The organism is Actinoplanes sp. NPDC051411 (assembly GCF_040682075.1).
Classification (GTDB): domain Bacteria; phylum Actinomycetota; class Actinomycetes; order Mycobacteriales; family Micromonosporaceae; genus Actinoplanes.
The window spans coordinates 23,233-42,299 of sequence record NZ_JBFBAD010000017.1 but is presented as its reverse complement, the minus strand read 5'-3'; the positions used below and the strand labels follow the sequence as shown (position 1 = coordinate 42,299).

Annotated in this window: 17 protein-coding genes and 1 tRNA gene; 9 read left to right on the top strand and 9 right to left on the bottom strand. The window is 70.5% G+C overall.

Annotated features, from left to right (window positions below; all coding sequences use genetic code 11):
- Positions 1–25 precede the first annotated feature (25 nt).
- The gene (locus tag AB0M88_RS12185; RefSeq protein ID WP_364099521.1) at positions 26–1,027 is read left to right on the top strand and encodes an SDR family oxidoreductase; all 1,002 of its coding nucleotides are present in this window, start codon (positions 26–28) and stop codon (positions 1,025–1,027) included.
- Between the two features lie 132 nt (positions 1,028–1,159).
- Here AB0M88_RS12185 and AB0M88_RS12180 read toward each other — a convergent pair whose 3' ends face one another.
- Positions 1,160–2,590 (bottom strand): DUF4407 domain-containing protein, encoded by a 1,431-nt coding sequence (locus AB0M88_RS12180; protein WP_364099518.1) that lies wholly within the window; start codon positions 2,588–2,590, stop codon positions 1,160–1,162.
- A 78-nt stretch (positions 2,591–2,668) separates the two neighbouring features.
- Between AB0M88_RS12180 and AB0M88_RS12175 the strand changes: the two genes are divergently transcribed.
- Positions 2,669–3,523, top strand: a complete 855-nt coding sequence (locus AB0M88_RS12175) for an aldo/keto reductase (RefSeq protein WP_364099515.1) — start codon at positions 2,669–2,671, stop codon at positions 3,521–3,523.
- On the opposite strand, the gene AB0M88_RS12170 is transcribed toward AB0M88_RS12175, so the two are convergent.
- From AB0M88_RS12170 to fdxA, 3 genes are all read right to left on the bottom strand, one after another.
- Positions 3,520–4,158, bottom strand: coding sequence for an SIMPL domain-containing protein (locus AB0M88_RS12170; protein ID WP_364099512.1), 639 nt, complete (start codon positions 4,156–4,158; stop codon positions 3,520–3,522). The two genes, AB0M88_RS12175 and AB0M88_RS12170, sit on opposite strands and share 4 nt — an antisense overlap.
- A gap of 119 nt (positions 4,159–4,277) precedes the next feature.
- Complete coding sequence (gene dapC / locus AB0M88_RS12165) at positions 4,278–5,360, bottom strand: succinyldiaminopimelate transaminase (RefSeq protein WP_364099509.1); 1,083 nt, start codon at positions 5,358–5,360, stop codon at positions 4,278–4,280.
- A gap of 2 nt (positions 5,361–5,362) precedes the next feature.
- Positions 5,363–5,689 carry a ferredoxin gene (gene fdxA, locus AB0M88_RS12160; protein WP_364099506.1) on the bottom strand — a complete coding sequence of 109 codons (327 nt, stop codon included), beginning with the start codon at positions 5,687–5,689 and terminating at the stop codon, positions 5,363–5,365.
- A 98-nt stretch (positions 5,690–5,787) separates the two neighbouring features.
- Between fdxA and AB0M88_RS12155 the strand changes: the two genes are divergently transcribed.
- A complete protein-coding gene (locus AB0M88_RS12155) occupies positions 5,788–6,750 on the top strand; it encodes a GNAT family N-acetyltransferase (RefSeq protein WP_364099503.1) in 963 nt (320 codons plus the stop codon).
- A gap of 64 nt (positions 6,751–6,814) precedes the next feature.
- On the opposite strand, the gene AB0M88_RS12150 is transcribed toward AB0M88_RS12155, so the two are convergent.
- The 3 genes from AB0M88_RS12150 to mshB all read right to left on the bottom strand — a co-directional run bounded on the left by AB0M88_RS12150 (position 6,815) and on the right by mshB (position 9,075).
- A complete protein-coding gene (locus AB0M88_RS12150) occupies positions 6,815–7,285 on the bottom strand; it encodes a hypothetical protein (protein WP_364099500.1) in 471 nt (156 codons plus the stop codon).
- Between the two features lie 150 nt (positions 7,286–7,435).
- Complete coding sequence (locus AB0M88_RS12145) at positions 7,436–8,173, bottom strand: hypothetical protein (RefSeq protein WP_364099497.1); 738 nt, start codon at positions 8,171–8,173, stop codon at positions 7,436–7,438.
- Positions 8,170–9,075, bottom strand: coding sequence for an N-acetyl-1-D-myo-inositol-2-amino-2-deoxy-alpha-D-glucopyranoside deacetylase (gene mshB, locus AB0M88_RS12140; protein ID WP_364099495.1), 906 nt, complete (start codon positions 9,073–9,075; stop codon positions 8,170–8,172). The genes AB0M88_RS12145 and mshB overlap by 4 nt, the downstream gene beginning before the upstream one ends.
- A gap of 95 nt (positions 9,076–9,170) precedes the next feature.
- On the opposite strand from mshB, the gene AB0M88_RS12135 reads away from it, so the two are divergent.
- The 6 genes from AB0M88_RS12135 to AB0M88_RS12110 all read left to right on the top strand — a co-directional run bounded on the left by AB0M88_RS12135 (position 9,171) and on the right by AB0M88_RS12110 (position 17,873).
- Positions 9,171–11,009, top strand: coding sequence for a prolyl oligopeptidase family serine peptidase (locus tag AB0M88_RS12135; protein ID WP_364099492.1), 1,839 nt, complete (start codon positions 9,171–9,173; stop codon positions 11,007–11,009).
- Positions 11,010–11,042: 33 nt separating this feature from the next.
- Positions 11,043–12,479, top strand: a complete 1,437-nt coding sequence (locus AB0M88_RS12130) for a TldD/PmbA family protein (RefSeq protein ID WP_364099489.1) — start codon at positions 11,043–11,045, stop codon at positions 12,477–12,479.
- Positions 12,476–13,909 (top strand): metallopeptidase TldD-related protein, encoded by a 1,434-nt coding sequence (locus AB0M88_RS12125; RefSeq protein ID WP_364099486.1) that lies wholly within the window; start codon positions 12,476–12,478, stop codon positions 13,907–13,909. The genes AB0M88_RS12130 and AB0M88_RS12125 overlap by 4 nt, the downstream gene beginning before the upstream one ends.
- A 192-nt stretch (positions 13,910–14,101) precedes the next feature.
- Positions 14,102–14,908: a hypothetical protein gene (locus tag AB0M88_RS12120; RefSeq protein ID WP_364099483.1), complete on the top strand. Its 807-nt coding sequence runs from the start codon at positions 14,102–14,104 to the stop codon at positions 14,906–14,908.
- 14 nt (positions 14,909–14,922) lie between these two features.
- Entirely contained in the window at positions 14,923–16,839 is a 1,917-nt protein-coding gene (locus AB0M88_RS12115) for a fumarate reductase/succinate dehydrogenase flavoprotein subunit (protein ID WP_364099480.1), read from the top strand.
- The gene (locus tag AB0M88_RS12110; protein WP_364099477.1) at positions 16,839–17,873 is read left to right on the top strand and encodes a succinate dehydrogenase/fumarate reductase iron-sulfur subunit; all 1,035 of its coding nucleotides are present in this window, start codon (positions 16,839–16,841) and stop codon (positions 17,871–17,873) included. The genes AB0M88_RS12115 and AB0M88_RS12110 overlap by 1 nt, the downstream gene beginning before the upstream one ends.
- 138 nt (positions 17,874–18,011) lie before the next feature.
- Here AB0M88_RS12110 and AB0M88_RS12105 read toward each other — a convergent pair.
- Together AB0M88_RS12105 and AB0M88_RS12100 are read right to left on the bottom strand one after the other, a co-directional pair.
- Positions 18,012–18,149: transfer RNA gene (locus tag AB0M88_RS12105), tRNA-OTHER, on the bottom strand.
- Between the two features lie 126 nt (positions 18,150–18,275).
- Positions 18,276–19,007, bottom strand: a complete 732-nt coding sequence (locus tag AB0M88_RS12100; protein WP_364099474.1) for a hypothetical protein — start codon at positions 19,005–19,007, stop codon at positions 18,276–18,278.
- Positions 19,008–19,067: the final 60 nt, after the last annotated feature.

Genomic DNA, 19,067 nt, shown 5'->3' with positions numbered 1-19,067 from the left:
GCCGCCTTCGCGGAACTTCACCTCCATGACACGAGTTTCGGTGGTGACGGGCGCGAGCGGTGGAATCGGCCGGGCGACGGCTCGCGCGCTCGCCGCGCGCGGCGACGCGGTGGCGCTGCTCGCGCGGGGCGAGGATGGCTTGGCGGCCGCGGCCGAGGACGTACGCCGGGCCGGCGGCATCCCCCTGCCGCTGGAGGTCGACGTGGCCGACTTCGCCGCGGTCGACGAGGCCGCGGAGCAGGTCGAGAAGGATCTCGGCCCGATCGACCTGTGGGTGAACGACGCCTTCAGTTCGGTGTTCGCCCGGTTCGCCGACATCGACATGGCCGAGTTCCGGCGCACCACCGAGGTCTCGTACCTGGGTTATGTGCACGGCACCAAGGCGGCGCTCAACCGGATGCTTCCCCGCGACCGGGGCGTGATCGTGCAGGTCGGCTCGGCTCTGGCCTACCGCGGCATCCCGCTGCAGAGCGCCTACTGCGGGGCGAAGCACGCGATCCAGGGGTTCAACGAGTCGCTACGGGTCGAACTGATGCACGACAAGCGGAACGTGCACGTGACCATGGTGCAGATGCCGGCCGTGAACACGCCCCAGTTCAGCTGGGTGCTGTCCCGGCTGCCCCGCAAGGCGCAGCCGGTGCCCCCGATCTATCAGCCCGAGGTGGCGGCCAAGGCCGTCCTCTACGCGGCTGATCACCCGAAGCGCCGCGAGTACTGGGTCGGCGGCTCGACCGCGGGCACCCTGCTCGCCAACGCGCTCGCCCCCGGCATCCTCGACCGCTACCTGGCCCGCACCGGTTTCGACAGCCAGCAGACCGACGAGCGGCGCGATCCCGGCCAGCCGGTCAACCTGTGGGAGCCGGCCGACGGGCGGCACGAGGCCGACGCCGGGGCGCACGGCGAGTTCGACGACAAGTCCACGAACCGCAGCTTCCAGCTCTGGGCGTCGCAGCACCACGGCCTGCTGGCGGCGGCGGGCGGCGCACTGGCGGTCGGCCTCGGATGGGCCGCCGCGAAGAAGCGGTAGAGCCGAGCGCGAACAAGACCGGAAAAACGCATCGGGCCCCCCGCACAAGGCGAGGGGCCCGACTCAACAGAGCGTGGGCTACGAAAGCACCGCCGATCATCGTACCGCCCGAAGGATCGATCTCGGCAGACCCTACTTGCTGTGAATTCGGTCCGAACCCGGGTTGACCGGGCCGTAGTGCTGTCCGTTGTGGGGCGGCAACGAGCGTACGTCGGAAGCGTCGATGACCGGAAGCCGCAGCGGACGACGATGCCGGCCGTTGCGCAGCGGCTCCGCCGGAGCCGGTTCCTCCTCGCGGGCGGCGTGCAGCGCCGGCTTGTCACCGGTGACCCCGTTGCCTTTGTGCAGGCCGGGCGACTCCTCGCCGGTGACCACCGCGGTCCGCAGCACCGCCGACGCCCGCGCCGCCGACGCCCGGGCGACCTGCTCGTCGTGGGCCGCCGCCTCGATGCCGGACGCGACCACCTTGGCCATCGCCTCGCCGTAGTTCCGCGCGTCGTGGATCTCCCGCTCGTGGATCAGCGCCGCCTCGTGCTCGCGCCGCCGGGCCACCCGGGCCTCGTTGCGCTCGTAGGCGTTGCCCCGCGAGGCGAACTTGAGCGCTACCGCCGCGCAGTCCAGGGCGACCAGCAGCAGCGTGATGCCCAGGTAGAAGACGCCGACGCCCCAGAAGTCGCTGCTCACCAGGTGCCACATCGCCGCCGTACGCGCACCGAAACCGGCGTCCGCCTTGACCGCGGCCGAGTTGTCAGAGCGCTGGGCGCTGATGCGCCGGGACAGGTCGGACTGTTCCGTGGCCCGCGCCTCCCGGTCCGCCCGCTGGGTGGCCAGCAGCTGACCGGCCTGGGCGTCGAGCGCGGCCGCCTGCTTGCTGAGCGCGCGCGACTGGAGCACCAGGTTGTAGCAGTAGCCACCGGCCGGACAGCCGCCGGAATGCGTGACGCCCTTACCGGATGAGTCGGCGAGGGCCTGCTGGTAGAGCGAGCTGGAGTCGTGCCGCTTCTGGGCGGCCCGGTCGGTCAGGGCCTGCACCGCCGCGTCGTCGGCCGCCTCGTCCTTCTTCAGCTGGTTGAGCTGGGCGGTGTACGTGGCGATCGCTCCGCTGGTGTCGATCGAGCTGAGCTGCTCGTTGTGCACCTGGTTGAGCCGCGCGTCGATCTCGCCCTGGTAGCGCGCGAGCATCAACGGCTCGGTGATCAGCACCGCGAACAGCAGGGCGAGCGCGAGCCGGCCCGCGTAGAGGCTGATGGTGGGGCGTTTCAGGAAGTCCTTCGGGTCGGTCGAGTCCAGCTTGTCGTAGCTGATCGACACCCGGCCGACGACCGCCCGGTCGTACGCCACCACCCCGGCCGCGACCAGCGGCCCGACCATCCACCGATACCACGGGTGGGTGTAGTTGGAGCTGGCGTCGATGAAGGCGGCGCCACCGATCGTGGCGTAGACGAAGTAGAGCAACACGAACATGCCGATCGCGGAGTACAGAACGCGATCGGTGTGCGTGGTCACGCTTTCCGGGTTGACGTTCGCCACCCTCAACAGCGTGTCCCGGCGACCCTTCGGCATGTTGCCGAGTCTCTCCGATCACAGGAGTATCCGTGCCCAAAATCGGTGGATCAGTGGTGAGGTGGGTAGGTGAACAGCATGGATTCCGCGATTCCGGAACTGACACTCAACGACGGCCGTACCATTCCGCAGCTGGGTTTCGGTGTCTTCCAGGTGCCACCCGCCGAGACCCGCACCGCGGTCGAGACGGCGCTGAACGTCGGCTACCGGCACATCGACACCGCGCAGATGTACCGGAACGAGAGCGGGGTCGGCGAGGCGATCGCCGCGTCCGGGCTCGACCGCGGTGAGGTCTTCATCACCAGCAAGCTCAGCAACGCGGCCCACCGGCCGGACGACGCCCGGCAGGCCTTCGAGGGCACGCTGAAGGCGCTCGGCACCGACTACGTCGACCTCTTCCTGATCCACTGGCCGCTGCCGACCCGCTACGACGGCGACTTCGTGCAGACCTGGCGCGCGCTGGAGGAGTTCTACCGGGAGGGCCGGGCCCGCTCGATCGGGGTGTCCAACTTCACCCCGCACCAGCTGGGCCGCCTGCGGGCGGAGACCGAGATCCGGCCGGCGGTCAACCAGATCGAGATCCACCCGTACCTGACCAACGACATGACCCGGGCCTACGACGTCGACAACGAGATCGCCAACGAGGCGTACTCGCCGATCGCGCAGGGTGCCGTGCTCGACGACCCGGCGGTCGTCGCCGTCGCCCGGCAGGTCGGCCGGACTCCGGCCCAGGTGGTGCTCCGCTGGCATCTTCAGCGCGGCGACATCGTCATTCCCAAATCGAAAACCGAAGATCGCGTACGCGAGAACTTCGCCCTGTTCGACTTCGAACTCGACGAGCCCTCGATGGCGTCGATCAGCGACCTGGACCGGGGCGAGAAGGGCCGCATCGGCGGTCACCCCGACTCGATGGACTGGATCCCCGGCAACTAGCCCGGGAGCGTGGGCTCGGTGATCGCCACCCGCACGATCACCGACGCCCGCACGGTCTGCAGCTCCGGGTCGACCTCGATCGACGCCTCGGTCGAACGGGCGCCGCCCGCGACGGCGAAGCCCGGCATGCCGAAGGCGGGTGCCGTCGCTTCGTCGGCGATCTCGATCAGCCGGTCGACCCGGGCGCCGACCGCCTCCGCGTATTCGGCGGCCCGCCGCAGCGCCTCACGGACGGCCTCCTTGCGAACCTCAGCCTCGGCCGGGCTGCCCGGCCGAAGCTGCCACCAGGGACCGGCGACGGTCGCGAGGTCGAGCCTGGCCAACCGCATCAGAAGATCACCGAGGCGGTCGAAGTCGGTCACGACGACCGTCGTGAACATGCTTCCGGTGTACGCGACGACGCGCTCGCCGCCCCGCTTGAGTTCGGGGTAGATCCGCATGTGGCCGGTCTCCCGCCGCTCGACCGAAAAATCGTCGACGACCGCGCGGACCTCGGCGGCCCGCTCGGTGAGGCGGGCCAGCACCGACTCGCGGTCGCGGTCGCGGGCCCGGATGGTCACACCGATCTCGGCCTGGTCGGGCGGCACCTCGCGCTGCACCTCGCCACGCACCACGATCGTCGGCTGCTCAGCCACTTTTCACGTCCCCAGGTCAGGCGAGCGCGGCGCGCTCATCGGCTGCCCCGTCGCCAGGTCAGGCGGGCCGGCCGGCCGTCGCGTCGCCAGGTCGGGCGGCCTGGTCGTCGGTCGCGTCGCTAGGTCAGGCGGGCGACGGCCGCGGCGACGCGCTCGTCGGTGGCGGTCAGGGCGACCCGCACGTGCTGGATCGCGGCCGGGCCGTAGAAGACGCCGGGTGCGGCCAGGATGCCGTGCCCGGCCAGCCAGTCGACGGTCTGCCAGCAGTCTTCGCCCCGGGTCGACCACAGGTAGAGACCGGCCTCGGAGTGGCTGATCTCGAAACCCGCCTTGGTCAGCGCGGTGCGCAGCAGGTCGCGGCGGGCCGCGTAGAGCTCTCGCTGAGCGGCCACGTGGGCCTCGTCGCCGAGCGCGGCCACCATCGCCGCCTGCACCGGGGCCGGGACGATCATGCCGGCGTGCTTGCGGACGGCCAGCAGCTCGGCCACCAGGGCCGGGTCGCCGCCCAGGTAACCCGCGCGGTAGCCGGCCAGGTTGGAACGCTTGGACAGCGAGTGGACGGCCAGGACGCCGGTGTAGTCGCCGCCGGTCACCTCGTCGTCGAGCACCGACACCGGGCGGGTCTCCCAGCCCAGCGAGTGGTAGCACTCGTCGCTGACCACGACCGCGCCGCGCTCGCGGGCCCACGCGACGACCTTGCGCAGGTGGGCCGTGGGCAGCACCTGGCCGGTCGGGTTGGACGGCGAGTTGATCCAGATCATCTTGACCGGGGCCGGGCCCAGGGCGGCGAGCGAATCGGACCGCACCACATCTGCCCCGGCCAGCTGGACGCCGACCTCATAGGTCGGATAGCACACCGAGGGGATCACCACGGTGTCGCCGGGACGGACCCCGAGCAGCGTCGGCAGCCAGGCCACCAGCTCCTTGGAGCCGATGGTCGGCAGGACGCCCAGCCGGCCCGAGGCGTTGCAGGAACGCCGGAACCAGTCGGCGATCGCCGCCCGCAGCGCCGGGGTGCCCGCGGTGAGCGGGTAACCCGGCGCGTCGGAAGCGTCGGTGAGGGCCTGCCGGATCAGCGCCGGGACCGGGTCGACCGGCGTGCCGACCGACAGGTCGACAAGGCCGTCGGGATGCGCGGCGGCCTTGGCCTTCGCCGGCTCCAGCAGATCCCAGGGGAAGTCCGGCAGAGCCGACGACAGCATGCTCAGTTGCCCTCGCCGCGGGGCGGCTGGGAAACCACGAACGGGGTGTCCTTGTCGATCTTGCCGACCTTGGAGGCGCCACCGGGCGAACCGAGATCTTCGAAGAACTCGTAGTTCGCGTTGGTGTAGTCCTTCCACTGCTCCGGGACGTCGTCCTCGTAGAAGATCGCCTCCACCGGACAGACCGGCTCGCAGGCCCCGCAGTCGACGCACTCATCGGGGTGGATGTAGAGCATCCGGTTGCCCTCGTAGATGCAGTCGACGGGGCACTCCTCGATGCACGCCTTGTCGAGCACATCGACGCACGGCTCGGCGATGATGTAGGTCACGGGTCTTTCCCTCCAAAGCCTGGCCCTTGAAGAACCATGCCGCCGGGACCGCCGGCGACAGTTGCAGAGCCTAGTATCTCCGCCGGAGGAGGTGACACGTGCTCCGTCGGCAGGATGTGGGACACCGGGTGGTAGTACGCCGGATTGTGGGGGTTTCCCAGGATCGCCCGCAGTTCACAGACGCTCTCGGCGAGCTCGTCGACCTCACCGAGACGGATCTCACAATCGCCACTGACAAGGGCACGCTGCGGGTTCCGCTCCGCGAGGTGCACCGGGCCAAACGGGTTCCGGCCGCCCGCCGGCCCCCGGCGTCCGAGGTCATCTCGGTCGAGCTCGCGGCGAACGAGGCGTGGCCCGCCCCGACCCAGGCCCGGCTCGGTGGCTGGATCCTGCGCGCCGCCGGCAACTGGACCGGTCGCGCCAACTCGGCGCTCGCGGTCGGCGACCCCGACCGCACCCTCGAGGCGGCGATCGACGGCGTCGTCGAGTGGTATGCGGATCACGGCCAGCGCCCCCTGATCAACGCGCCGATGCCGCTGGCCGCACCGGTCAACGCGGCCCTCGACGGGCGCGGCTGGAGTGCCCGCCCGCTGACCCTCGTGCAGACCGCGCTGATCACCCCGCTGCTCAACGCGCTGCCGGTGCGTCACGACCGGCCGCCGGTCGAACTGGCCGACGCGCCCTCCGACGACTGGTTCGCCATGGTCGCCGAGCACAAAGGCACGCTGCCCCCGACCGCGGTGCGCATCCTCACCGGCCCGGCCGAGGTGGTCTTCGTCCACGTGCACGACGCCGACGGCACCCTGATCGGGGTGGCCCGCGGCGCGGTGACCGGCCCCGACCGCTGGCTCGGCGTCTCGCTGCTGCAGACCGCCCCAGCCGCCCGCCGGCAGGGGCTGGCCCAGCACATGCTGCGCGAGCTGCTGCAGTGGGGCGTGCAGCACGGCAGCCACCGGGCCTATCTGCAGGTCGAGGAGCGCAACACGGCCGCGGTCGCGCTCTACGGCAAGGTGGGTTTCGCGACCCACCACACCTATCTCACGCGCGAGGCGCCGGTCTAGGGGCCCGGCCCGCCCGGTCACGCGGGAGCGAGGCGGGGCCACTCCGGAGCGCGGGCCTTCAACCTCAGCGGCGGACGACCTTGCGCGGCTTGGCCGCGCTGCGTTCGGTGTACGCCTTGAGCGAGCGCGAGCGGTAGTCGGCGCCCACCATGACCGCGACCCAGTAACCCAACAGCGTGCCGACGATGGCGAAGCCGGCGTAGAGCCAGATCTGCAGGAAGAAGCTCCCCGCGCCGTCGGCGAACGGCTGACTGCCGCTGACGAAGGGTCCGACCAGGACGGTCAGCACCAGGGCACCGACCGCGCCGAGGAACCAGTCGGGCACCAGCCAGTCGAGCGGCTTCTTGCGCTGGGCGGCGCGGAACGTCCAGACGGCCAGGGTGAGACCGATCAGGGCGAACATGACGATCGACGCCCCGCTCTGGACCCCGTCGTCGTTATTGAACGCGAAGTGGATGACCAGCCGGGTCACCACATTGATCGCGAACAACCCGACCGCCAGCGCCGCGATCGGGAACCAGCGCTGCTGCCTCATCTTTCCTCCCGGGGGACCTGGCGGTGACGGCGGCGCCGCACACGTGGTGGGTCGGGATCGTAACGCCAGGTGTATTTCTCGTGCTTGCCTGTGGGCCATCTTTGCGGATGACGCGGCTCACGTCCCTGGAGGAAAGCTGGGAGTCTGCTGTCAGTTGTGCTTCTTCGCCCGGGCGGCGGCGGTCTTCGGCGCGGCCGATGTGGACACGGCCGGCGGGATCCGCTTGAGGATCATCCGATAGGCGTAGATCGCGAAGGTCAGGCTGCCGATCAGGATCATCGCCAGGGCGACATAGTTGGTGCCGCTCAGCAGGTAGTCGCCCTCGTGGGTGCGGACCCCGGCGGCGATCAACATGACGATCGTCCAGAGCGCCCAGGGCGGGCCGAGCGCCCAGCGGCGGCCGGTGGTGCCGACCGCGAACCAGGCGATGCCGATGTTGCCTGCGACCGCCAGCACGACCGCGAGCGGGATCAGCGGTCCGTGGCCGGAGCCGATCGGGTCGCCGTGCCAGATCGACACGAAGTCGCCCGCCCGCAGCGTCGAGAACAGCAGTTCCAGCACGGCGCTGACGAACGCGAAGACGATCGACACCACCACGCCACCGGCCCGGACGATCGGCTCCCAGCCACCCCAGGGCTCCGCCTTGCCACCCGGCTCGGCGTTGCCACCCGGCTCGGCCGAGCCGGCCGCGGCAGGCCCGGCGGCGGAACCGGCGGCAGCCGCGGCGGCGGAAGCAGCCGCAGGGACCGCGGCGGCAGACTCAGCGGCGGCAGCCGCGGCGGGCGGCCCGGCGGCGGAGGCGGCGGCGGGCTCAGCGGCAGTTGCCGGGGCCGGCTGGGCGGGCGTGGCGGGACCTCGGCTGTCGGTGGGGCGGGCGGCCTTGCTCATCGCGCGGCCGACTCGCCGGCGGCTGCCGGCTGCTCGAGGTCGAGGCCGCTGAACAGGTCGCTCTCCCACCCGTGCGGGCCCTCGCCGGAACCCCGCTCCCCCTGTGCGAGTAGGAAGAACTCGACGCCCATGAACTCGCCGCCGAAGTCGCCGGCGATGCCGTAGAGCCACGAGTTGTCGGGGATCTGGGTCGCGTGCGCCTTCATCGCGGCCATCTTCCGGTCGTAATAGTCGGTGCCGTCGATGCGGGCCGCGATCTCGTCGTCGGCGTGGCCGAACGGCAGCTCCTCGACGTTTTCCACCCCGGCGAACGGGTTGTCGTCGAGCTGGCGGAACGCCTCCATGCCCTCCTTGAGGACGCTGCGCGGCATCGCCGTCCAGTAGATCTTCTGCGGCGCGTCGGCCCCGGCCAGTTCGGCCGCCCGCATCGCGACCCGGTGGGCCTGGATGTGGTCGGGGTGGCCGTAGAAGCCGTTCGGATCGTAGGTGATCATGACCTGCGGGCGGACCTCGCGGATGACCTCGACCAGCATCGCCGCCGCCTCGTCGACGTCGGCCTGCCAGAACGCCCGCGGATGACTATTGGTCTCGAGCCCCATCATCCCCGAGTCGCGGAACCGGCCGGCCCCGCCGAGGAACCGATGGTCGGTGACCCCCAGCGCGGCGCACGCCCGCTCCAACTCGACTATGCGGTAGCCGCCCAGCTGGTCGGCCTGGGCCGCCTCGAGCTGGGCCAGCGCGGGGACGTGGATCTCGCCCTCTTCGCCGAGGGTGCAGGTCACGAGCGTCACGTGGGCGCCGGCCGAGGCATAGTGAGCCATCGTCGCGCCGGTGCCGGTGACCTCGTCGTCCGGGTGCGCGTGCACCAGTAGGAGGCGGCGCGCGGGCAGGGCTTCTGTCACGGCGGCAACTCTACGCGGCGGCACCGGCGGGAATCCGGACGCCGTGCTGGCCGGTTCGCCGACCGGAATGTGCCTTGATCAGCGATGCTGGGCACGTGGACTACCCCGGACTCGCCGGTCGCACCGGTCACTTCAGCTTCGGCGCCCCGCACGCGGTGACGGTCGGTGCCGACGGTGCCCGGGTCGTCTTCCTGCGATCGGCCGGCCCGGAGGACCCGGAGGCCGCCCTCTGGACGTGCACCGTGGCGACCGGGGCCGAGCGCCTGATCGCACCCGGTCCGATCGACAGTTACGCGGCCGACCGTGATGCGCGCGTGGCCGCGTACACCCGGGAAGGGCGCCTCTGGCGCGCAGATCTGGTCTCCGGTGAGGTGCGGGCGGTGCCGGTCGCCGTGCCGGTGCATGATCCGCGGCCCGATCCGATGGGCCGGGCCATCGGCTATGTGACCTGGCAGGACGGTTCGGCGGCGCTGCGCGTGGCCGGGCCGGACGGCGACCGTCTGCTGGCCGGCGAGCCGGGCAACGCCTGGCGCGAGCACGGCGGGCCGATCAACTGGGGGGTGCCCGACCCGGCGGCGGTCCGGTTCGGGCGCGACCGCGGCTGGTGGTGGTCGCCGGACGGGCAGCAGATCCTGGCCGCCCGCACGGCCGGCGCGACCAGCCTGCACCTGCTCGACCTCGACAGCGGCTGGGTCGACGTGCACTGGGACCGCGAGACCTATCCGCACGTGGTCAACGTGCGCTGGTCGGAGAGCGGCGGGCCGCTGGTCACCGTGCTCCGGCGGGAACAGCAGCACGGCCTGGTGCTGGCGATCGACCCGCGCACCGGCGAGACCCAGGTGCACGCCGAGCTGGCCGACGCCCGCTGGGTCGAGCCGGTGCCGGGCACCCCGCGGCACCTGCCGGACGGGCGGGTGCTGGTCGGCGGCGAGCTGGCGCACGACGGGTTCGACGCCCGCTGCCTGTTCGCCGACGGCAGTCTGCTGACTCCGCCCGCCCTCTACGTGCGCCGGGTGCTCGGCACGCTGCCCCGGGCCGGCGGTCCGACCGGCGCGCCCGACCTGGTCGTCGAGGGGACCGAGGGTGACCCGTCGAGGCAGGACGTCTTCCGCGTGCGTACGTCATTGGGGGGAGGCGGACCGGAAGCCGCGAAGATCACCGCAACCGCCGGGTGGCATCGCGCCGCGGTCGGCGGCGACGTTCTCGTGATCGACGGCGAGGTGCGCCGGGGCGACGTCACCGTCGCCGTTCTCGCGTCGCACGCCGCTCCCCTGCCTTACGAACCGCGACCGCTGCTGGAACGGGTGACCGACCGGCGGTTGCCGGCGGCCGTGCTCTATCCGGCCTCCTACGTGGCCGGGGCGAAGATTCCGGTGCTGATGACCTTCGGGGCCGGCCCCGGTCATCAGGAGGTCGTGAGCGATCCGGCGGCCTGGCAGGAGCGGCAGTGGTGGGCCGACGCCGGGTACGCGGTGGTGAGCGTCGACGGGCGCGGCACGCCCGGGGTGGCGCCGAGCTTCGAGAAGGTGGTGCACCGCCGGCTGGTCGACGTGGCGCTGACCGACCAGGTCGACGCCCTGCGCGCGCTCGTCGGCAAGCATCCCGACCTGGATCTGACCGCGGTCGCGGCGCGCGGGCACGGGCTCGGCGGCTGGCTGGCCGCGATGGCCGTGCTGCGCCGGCCCGACGTCTTCCACCGCGCGGTGGGCCGCGACCCGGTGGTCGACTGGGGTTCCCTGCCGGGGCCGTTCGCCGAGCGCTACCTGGGCGATCCGGTCGACGCGCCCGAGGTCTACGCACACCACAGCCTGGCCGAGGCGGCCGCCCAGTCCGATCACTCCCGGCCGCTTCTGATCATCGGCGCGGAGTTGCCGGGCGTCCCCTCCCGGCCGGCGGCCACCCTGGCGGAGGAACTTCACTTCCTTCGGGGATGAGTTCTGTCGGACCCGTCGCCTAGGGTCGAGTTCATGAGCCACTTCGATGAGGCGGGTGTGGCTGTTCAAGCCGCGCTCGACGGTGGGGCCCGCTATGCCGACGCCCGCGTCATGCTCCGGCGTTCCGAGTCGATGACCGCCCGCGACGGCGACGTGGAAGACCTCGATTCGGTCGAGAGCGCCGGCCTCGGCGTGCGCGCTCTGGTCGGCTCCAGCTGGGGTTTCTACGCGGTGCCCGACCTCTCCGACGCGGCCGCGCGGTCGGCCGGCCGCCAGGCGGCCCAGATCGCGGCCGCCTCCGGCCTGGTCGCCGGGCCCGAGATCGAGCTGGTGCCGTCGTCGCCGGTCGAGGCGTCCTGGGCCAGTGAGTGCGCGGTCGATCCGTTCGGCGTGCCGCTCTCGACCAAGGGTGATCTGCTGGTCGCGGCCACCGCGGCGGCCAAGTCGGCGGGCGCCGACCTGGCCGAGGCGCTCTACCAGATCTGGGACACCCGCAAGTGGTTCGTCTCCAGCGAGGGCCACCGCATCGACCAGCACATCCGCGAGACCGGGGCCGGGCTGACGGCCAGCGCGTACGGCGAGGACGAGATCCAGCGCCGCTCCTGGCCGTCGCACCGCGGGCAGTACCGCACCAGCGGCTGGGAGATCGTCGACGAGCTCGACCTGGTGGCCAACGCGCCCCGCATGGCCGAGGAGGCCCGGGCCCTGCTCACCGCGCCGCTCTGCCCGTCCGGCACGACCGACCTGGTGCTCGGCGGCGAGCAGTTGGCGCTGCAGATCCACGAGTCGGTGGGGCACGCCATCGAGCTCGACCGCATCCTCGGCTGGGAGGCCGCGTTCGCCGGCACCAGCTGGCTCGACCTGCGCCGGCTGGGCTCGCTGCGCTACGGCTCCGAGCTGATGAACATCACCATCGACCCGACGATCCCGGGCGCTCTCGGCAGCTTCGGCTTCGACGACGAGGGCACGCCGGCCGAGGCCCGCGACGCGGTGCGCGAGGGCATCTGGGTCGGCGTGCTGGCCGGGCGCGACTCGGCCGCCACCGCCGGCCTCTCCTACGCGGGCAGCGTGCGCTCCGACGGCTGGGCCCGGCTGCCCATGGTCCGCATGACCAACGTCGGCCTCGAGCCCGGCCCGCACACCCTCGACGAGATCATCGCGGCCACCGACGACGGCGTGTTCATGGACATCAACCGGTCCTGGTCGATCGACGACCGCCGGCTCAACTTCCAGTTCGGCTGCGAGGTCGGCTACGAGATCAAGAACGGCAAGCTCGGCCGCATGCTGCGCAACCCGACCTACACCGGCATCGGCCCCCGGTTCTGGCAGTCGATGGACATGCTCTCGTCCGAGACGGTGGCCTGGGGCACGCCCAACTGCGGCAAGGGCCAACCCGGTCAGACCGGGCACACCGGGCATCCGGCGGCGCCGGCCCGCTTCAAGGACGTACGCGTGGGGGTGCGCGCATGACGACCCAACTCGATCTCGCGTCCCAGGTCATCGACCTGGTCACCACCGTGGCCGGCCCGGGGGCCGAGGCCGAGGTGACGGTGTCGCTGGACGCCGAGGCGCTGACCCGGTTCGCCAACTCGGCGATCCATCAGAACGTGGCCGAGGCGACCACGCGTGTGCGGCTGCGGCTGCACGCCGACGGCCGCACGGCGGCGGCGACCACCACGGTCGTCTCGCCCGGCGGACTGCGCGCGCTCGTCGAGCGCACGCTGGCCGCGGCCCGGGTCAGCCCGCCCGACAAGACGTGGCCCGGGCTCACCCCGCCCACCCCGCCGCACCACTCGGCGGGCTACCACGGCTCGGGCGGCGGCTCCGGGCTCGACTTCGGCTTCGACGAGGCGACCGCGCACGCCACGCCCGGGGAGCGGGCGACCCGGGTGCTCGATTTCGTGCGGGCGGCGGGCGGGCTCGAGACGGCCGGCTACTGCCGCACGACCTCGACGGCGGCGGCGTTCGCCAACACGGCCGGGCAGTCGGTCGAGGGCCGCACCGCCGAGGCCGCGCTCGACGGCATCGCCCGCCGCGACGGCGCCGACGGCGTGGCCCGGCTGGCCAGTGGCCGGCTCGCCGACCTCGACGGCGCGCTGCTCGGGACCCGCGCGGCGGCCAAGGCCCGGGCCGGTGCGCGACCGGTCGAGCTGCCGCCCGGCCGCTATGAGGTGGTGCTCGAACCGGAGGCGGTCTCCGACCTGCTGCACAACCTGGCCACCTTCGGCTTCAACGGCAAGGCGTGGAGCCAGCACCAGTCGTTCGCGTCGATCGGCCATGAGCAGTTCGACCCGTCGATCACGCTGATCGACGAGCCGCTGGGCAGCCGCCCCGAACCGGCGCCGGGCCTGCCGTTCGACATCGAGGGCACGCCCACCCAGTCGCTGGTGCTCGTGCGCGAGGGCGTCACCAAGGCGGTCACCCACGACCGGTCCTCGGCGGCGGCGTCCGGCGCCGTGTCGACCGGCCACGCGTCCGCCTCGTCGCGCACCTGGGGGCCGGTCGCCACCCACATGAGCCTCGAGGCGGCCCCGCCCTCCTCGCGGCCACCGGCCGACCCCTCGAGCCCGGTGGCCCCGGCCGCCCAGCCGTTGGTGGCCCATCTTCAGCGGGGCCTGCTGATCACCGACTTCTGGTACACGAGGTGCCTCGACCAGAAAGCCCTGATCATGACCGGTCTGACCCGCAACGGGGTCTGGCTGGTCGAGGACGGCGAGATCAGGGGCGCGGTCGGCAACATGCGCTTCACCCAGGCCTATCCGCAGGCCCTCGGCCCGGGCATGGTGCACGGCGTCGGCGGCGAGTCGGTGCTGCTGCCCGATCGATGGTCCGGCGTCCGATATGCCGCTCCGGCGCTGCATCTCGCGTCCTGGAACCTGACCGGGAACGCTTCCGGCTAGGTCGCTCGGCGCTCATCAATGTGAGCAGACCTCGATCTTGTGACATAAACAGCATCCCTGAGCCGCAATACCTCTTAGGCGCGGCGTAACGTGTGCCACACATCAGGGGTGCATGACGGCTGCTGGGCGCCCCCGCCCGTTAACAGCCGGGCCAATGCCCGATGACAGGGTCAGGCACGTCAGGGAGAGCAAATGACGACGACGGCAACGAGGCCGGACGCAGCGAAGGCACGCGCTGCTATCGCGGCTAGGACGTTGCGTACTGACCGGTGGTGGTTCCCTCCACTGGTCACCTTCGTGGGGCTAGCGGCATGGGTCATCTACGCGACCGTCCGCGTCTTCATGCACAAGTGGTATTACGTGAGCGAATACCACTACCTCACACCGTTCTATTCACCATGCTTGACCGACCGGTGTGTGCCCGGCTCGGCCGAGTTCGGCACCCCGCTGCCGAAATTCTGGCTGATCCCCGAGGCGGCATTCACCCTGCCGTTCCTGCTGCTGTTCCGGTTGACTTGCTATTACTACCGCAAGGCCTATTACCGGGCGTTCTGGCTGTCGCCGCCGGCCTGTGCGGTGCCCGACGCCCACAGCAAGTACTCGGGTGAGACCCGGTTCCCGCTGATCTTCCAGAACATTCACCGCTACGCGTTCTTCGCGGCCGGGATCATCTCGCTGATCAACACCTGGGACGCCATCCGCGCGTTCCACAGCGGCAACGGGTTCGGCTTCGGCCTGGGCAACATCATCCTGGTCGGCAACGTGGTGATGCTCTGGGCCTACACACTGTCCTGCCACTCCTGCCGGCACATCGCCGGCGGACGCCTCAAGCACTTCTCCAAGCACCCGGTGCGCTACCGCTTCTGGACCTTCGTGTCCAAGCTCAACACGCGCCACATGATGCTGGCCTGGATCACGCTCGGCACGCTCGCGCTGACCGATTTCTACGTCATGGCCGTGTCGGCGCACTGGTTCTCCGACCTGCGGTTCGTGGGCTGAGGGGGCCTTCCAAAGTGACCACACGTATCGAACGACACCACTACGACGTCGTCGTGATCGGGGCCGGCGGCGCCGGTCTGCGCGCGGCGATCGAGGCCCGGATGGCCGGCAAGAAGACCGCGATCATCTCGAAGTCGCTGTTCGGCAAGGCCCACACGGTCATGGCCGAGGGCGGCGCGGCGGCCGCGATGGGCAACGTCAACTCCAAAGACAACTGGATGGTCCACTACCGCGACACCATGCGCGGCGGGAAGTTCCTCAACAACTTCCGGATGGCCGAACTGCACGCCAAGGAGGCTCCCGAGCGCATCTGGGAGCTCGAGACGTACGGCGCGCTCTTCGACCGGACCAAGGACGGCAAGATCTCGCAGCGCAACTTCGGCGGACACGAATACCCGCGGCTCGCGCACGTCGGCGACCGTACGGGCCTGGAGCTGATCCGCACCCTGCAGCAGAAGATCGTCTCGCTGCAGCAGGAGGACTACGCCGAGACCGGCAACTACGACGCCAAGATCCGGGTGTTCGCCGAGACCACGATCACCGAGCTGATGCTCGACGGCGACCGGATCGCCGGCGCCTTCGGCTACTACCGCGAGTCGGGCGAGTTCATCCTGCTCGAGGCCCCCGCGGTGGTGCTCGCGACCGGCGGCGTCGGCCGCAGCTACAAGGTCACGTCGAACTCGTGGGAATACACCGGAGACGGCCACGCCCTCGCCCTGCGGGCCGGCGCGACACTGATCAACATGGAGTTCCTGCAGTTCCACCCGACCGGCATGGTCTGGCCGCCCAGCGTCAAGGGCATCCTGGTCACCGAGTCGGTCCGAGGCGACGGCGGCGTGCTGCGCAACTCCGACGGCAAGCGGTTCATGTTCAACTACGTCCCCGACGTCTTCCGCAAGCAGTACGCGGAGACCGAGGAGGAGGCCGACCGCTGGTACACCGACCCGGACAACAACCGGCGCCCGCCCGAGCTGCTGCCCCGCGACGAGGTCGCCCGCGCGATCAACTCCGAGGTCAAGGAGGGTCGTGGCAGCCCGGCCGGCGGCGTGTTCCTCGACATCGCGTCCCGGCTGCCGGCCGAGCAGATCATCAAGCGGCTTCCGTCGATGCACCACCAGTTCAAGGAACTGGCCGACGTCGACATCACCAAGGAGCCGATGGAGGTCGGCCCGACCTGCCACTACGTGATGGGTGGCGTCGAGGTCGAGCCCGACTCGGGCGCGGCGTTCGGCACCGTGGAGGGCCTGTTCGCGGCCGGCGAGGTCTCGGGCGGCATGCACGGCTCCAACCGGCTCGGCGGCAACTCGCTCTCCGACCTGCTGGTGTTCGGCAAGCGGGCGGGCGAGCACGCCTCGTCGTACGTCGACACGCTGGCCCGGCGCCCGCGGGTGGTCACCTCCGACGTCGAGTCGGCGGTCGACACCGCGCTGGCCCCGCTGCAGCGGCAGGGCGGGGAAAGCCCGTACACCCTGCAGCAGGACCTGCAGGCGGTGATGGGCGACCTGGTCGGCATCATCCGGCGGGAGGGCGAGCTGACCGACGCGCTCAAGCGTCTGCAGGAGCTCAAGCTGCGGGTGGCCAACGTCGGCGCGGCCGGCGGCCGGCGCTACAACCCGGGCTGGCACCTCGCGCTCGACCTGCGCAACATGATGGTCGTCTCGGAGTGCACGGCCAAGGCGGCGCTGGAGCGCGAGGAGTCGCGCGGCGGCCACACCCGGGAGGACTTCCCGAAGATGGATCCGAAGTGGCGCCAGGTCAACCTGGTCTGCTCGCTGGAGGAGTCGGGCGACGTGCGTCTCGAGCACAAGCCGCTGCCCAGGATGCGCGACGAGCTGATCTCCCTCTTCGATCGCACCGAACTCTCGAAGTACCTCACCGACGGCGAACTGGCCGAGTTCGACGCGATCCCCAGTAACACGGAGGCGAAGTAATGGGCACCCAGCGCCACTTCCGCGTCTGGCGCGGTGACGAGTCGGGCGGCGACATCCAGGACTACGACGTCGAGGTCAACGAGGGCGAGGTCGTCCTCGACATCATCCACCGGCTCCAGGCCACCCAGACCCCCGACCTGGCCTGCCGCTGGAACTGCAAGGCCGGCAAGTGCGGCTCCTGCTCGATGGAGATCAACGGCATGCCGCGGCTCGGCTGCATGACGCGGATGTCGACGTTCGAGGAGACCGAGACCGTCACGATCACGCCGCTGCGCACCTTCCCGGTGATCCGCGACCTGGTCACCGACGTGTCCTTCAACTACCAGAAGGCGCGTGAGACGCCGGCCTTCGCGCCGCCGAAGGACGTCGCGCCGGGCCAGTACCGCATGCAGCAGGTCGATGTGGAGCGGTCGCAGGAGTTCCGCAAGTGCATCGAGTGCTACCTCTGCCAGAACACGTGTCACGTGGTGCGCGACCACGAGGAGAACAAGCCGGCGTTCTCCGGCCCCCGGTTCTTCATCCGTGCGGCCGAGCTCGACATGCACCCGCTCGACGCCCGGTCCGACCGCAAGCAGTACGCCCAGGCCCACCAGGGTCTCGGCTACTGCAACATCACCAAGTGCTGCACCGAGGTCTGCCCCGAGCACATCAAGATCACGGACAACGCGATCATCCCGATGAAGGAGCGCGTGGTCGACCGCCGGTACGACCCGCTGGTCTGGCTCGGCCGCAAGATCTTCCGCCGGGACGAGCTCGAACAGGAGCAGCAGCCGGTGTTCGCGTCGGCCCGCTCGGCGCACGGCGGCGACACCGACGACATCGAGGTGCACACGTCGGGCACGCCGTTCACCAGCGCCCGGCAGGGCGAGTCACCGGCGGTCAACGTGGACGGCAAGCTCGACGTCTCCGAGTTGGCGTCTCCCCTGCAGGCCGCGCTGTCGCCGTTCGGCGACGAGCAGGAGTTCCCGCTCGCGACCGGCGACTTCACCTACACCCAGCCCTCACCGCCCGGCGACATCAGCGACGAGCACTGAGGATCAGATTTAGGGAGGCCCGGGGATGTGTCCAATCCCCGGGCCTCGGTGTTCACCGAATTGCACACACCAGCACGTTTAAGAGCGCAGATCATTCGTGATGACGTCGAGTTTTGCCATTAAACTATCGCTCCGCGCTGGAGGAGCGAGCTGGATTTGAACCAGCATCCGACGATCTTCGTCTGCTCCCGGTCGACCTGGTGTTCGGTGAGAATGCTGAATCTGGAGCGAGAATCTGAGATTGATCATGGCTGCCTCTGCCGCTTGGGCTACCCCGGCACGTTTGAATGCCGGGGGCAGGATTTGAACCTGCACTGGGACCACGGTGTTCAGCTTCGACTTCAGCTTCAGCTTCGCGCCTTTACGGCGCCCCCTGCGCTCCCACAGGGGAATCCATGACGGCTAGCCGAACAGGTAGCCGAAGACCGCGGCACCGACCTGCTGGTCGACGGCGTCGGAGTTGTTGGCCTCCTCGCGGGCGAACTTCACGGCGTTCTGCAGGGCGACGACCCGGTCGAGGATCTCGTTGACCCGCTTGGCCGGAAGCGCACCCGAGAACTTCACGGTCGTCCAGTAGCCGACCGCGATGTCTTCGTAGTAGACCTCGACCTGGGCCGGGTGCTTCTCGGTCGCCTCGGCCTTGACGTGGTTGCGCGGCACCTTCTTGGTGCGGATGGTGCGGACCGGCTCGGTGCGCCAGCTGTCGGTCGAGTCGTCGCGCAGCCACGACTCGGCCGCGTCGAGGACCGGCAGCTTCTTGACGAACGTGTGCAGGTCGACCAGCTGCTTCTCGAGGAAGAGCAGGTAGCTCACCGGCACCTGGGCGGCGATCGTGCGGCCCTCGACCACGACGTCGGCCCGGGCCACGCAGTTGGTCCAGTCCTTGGTCGCCGTCACGTCGAACAACCGGGTCAGCGTGGTCGCGATCTGGCGCAGGATGTCCTCGCCCTTGATCTGCACCCGGGTCGACTCGGGCGGCAGCTGCTCACCCTCCTCGTCCTTGGGCTGATAGGTGCGGGCGATGCCGGACAGCGGGGCCGTCTTTTGCAGCGCGTGATGCGCCTCGGTCAAGTCGGCGAACGACTTGCTCTTGACGCCCTTCTCCACCGCGATGATCTGGTTGAGGCGAGCCACAGTTTCTCCTTTTCCGCCTTCGAGCAGCGGAACCGTAGCACTGTGATCATCGATCGTGCC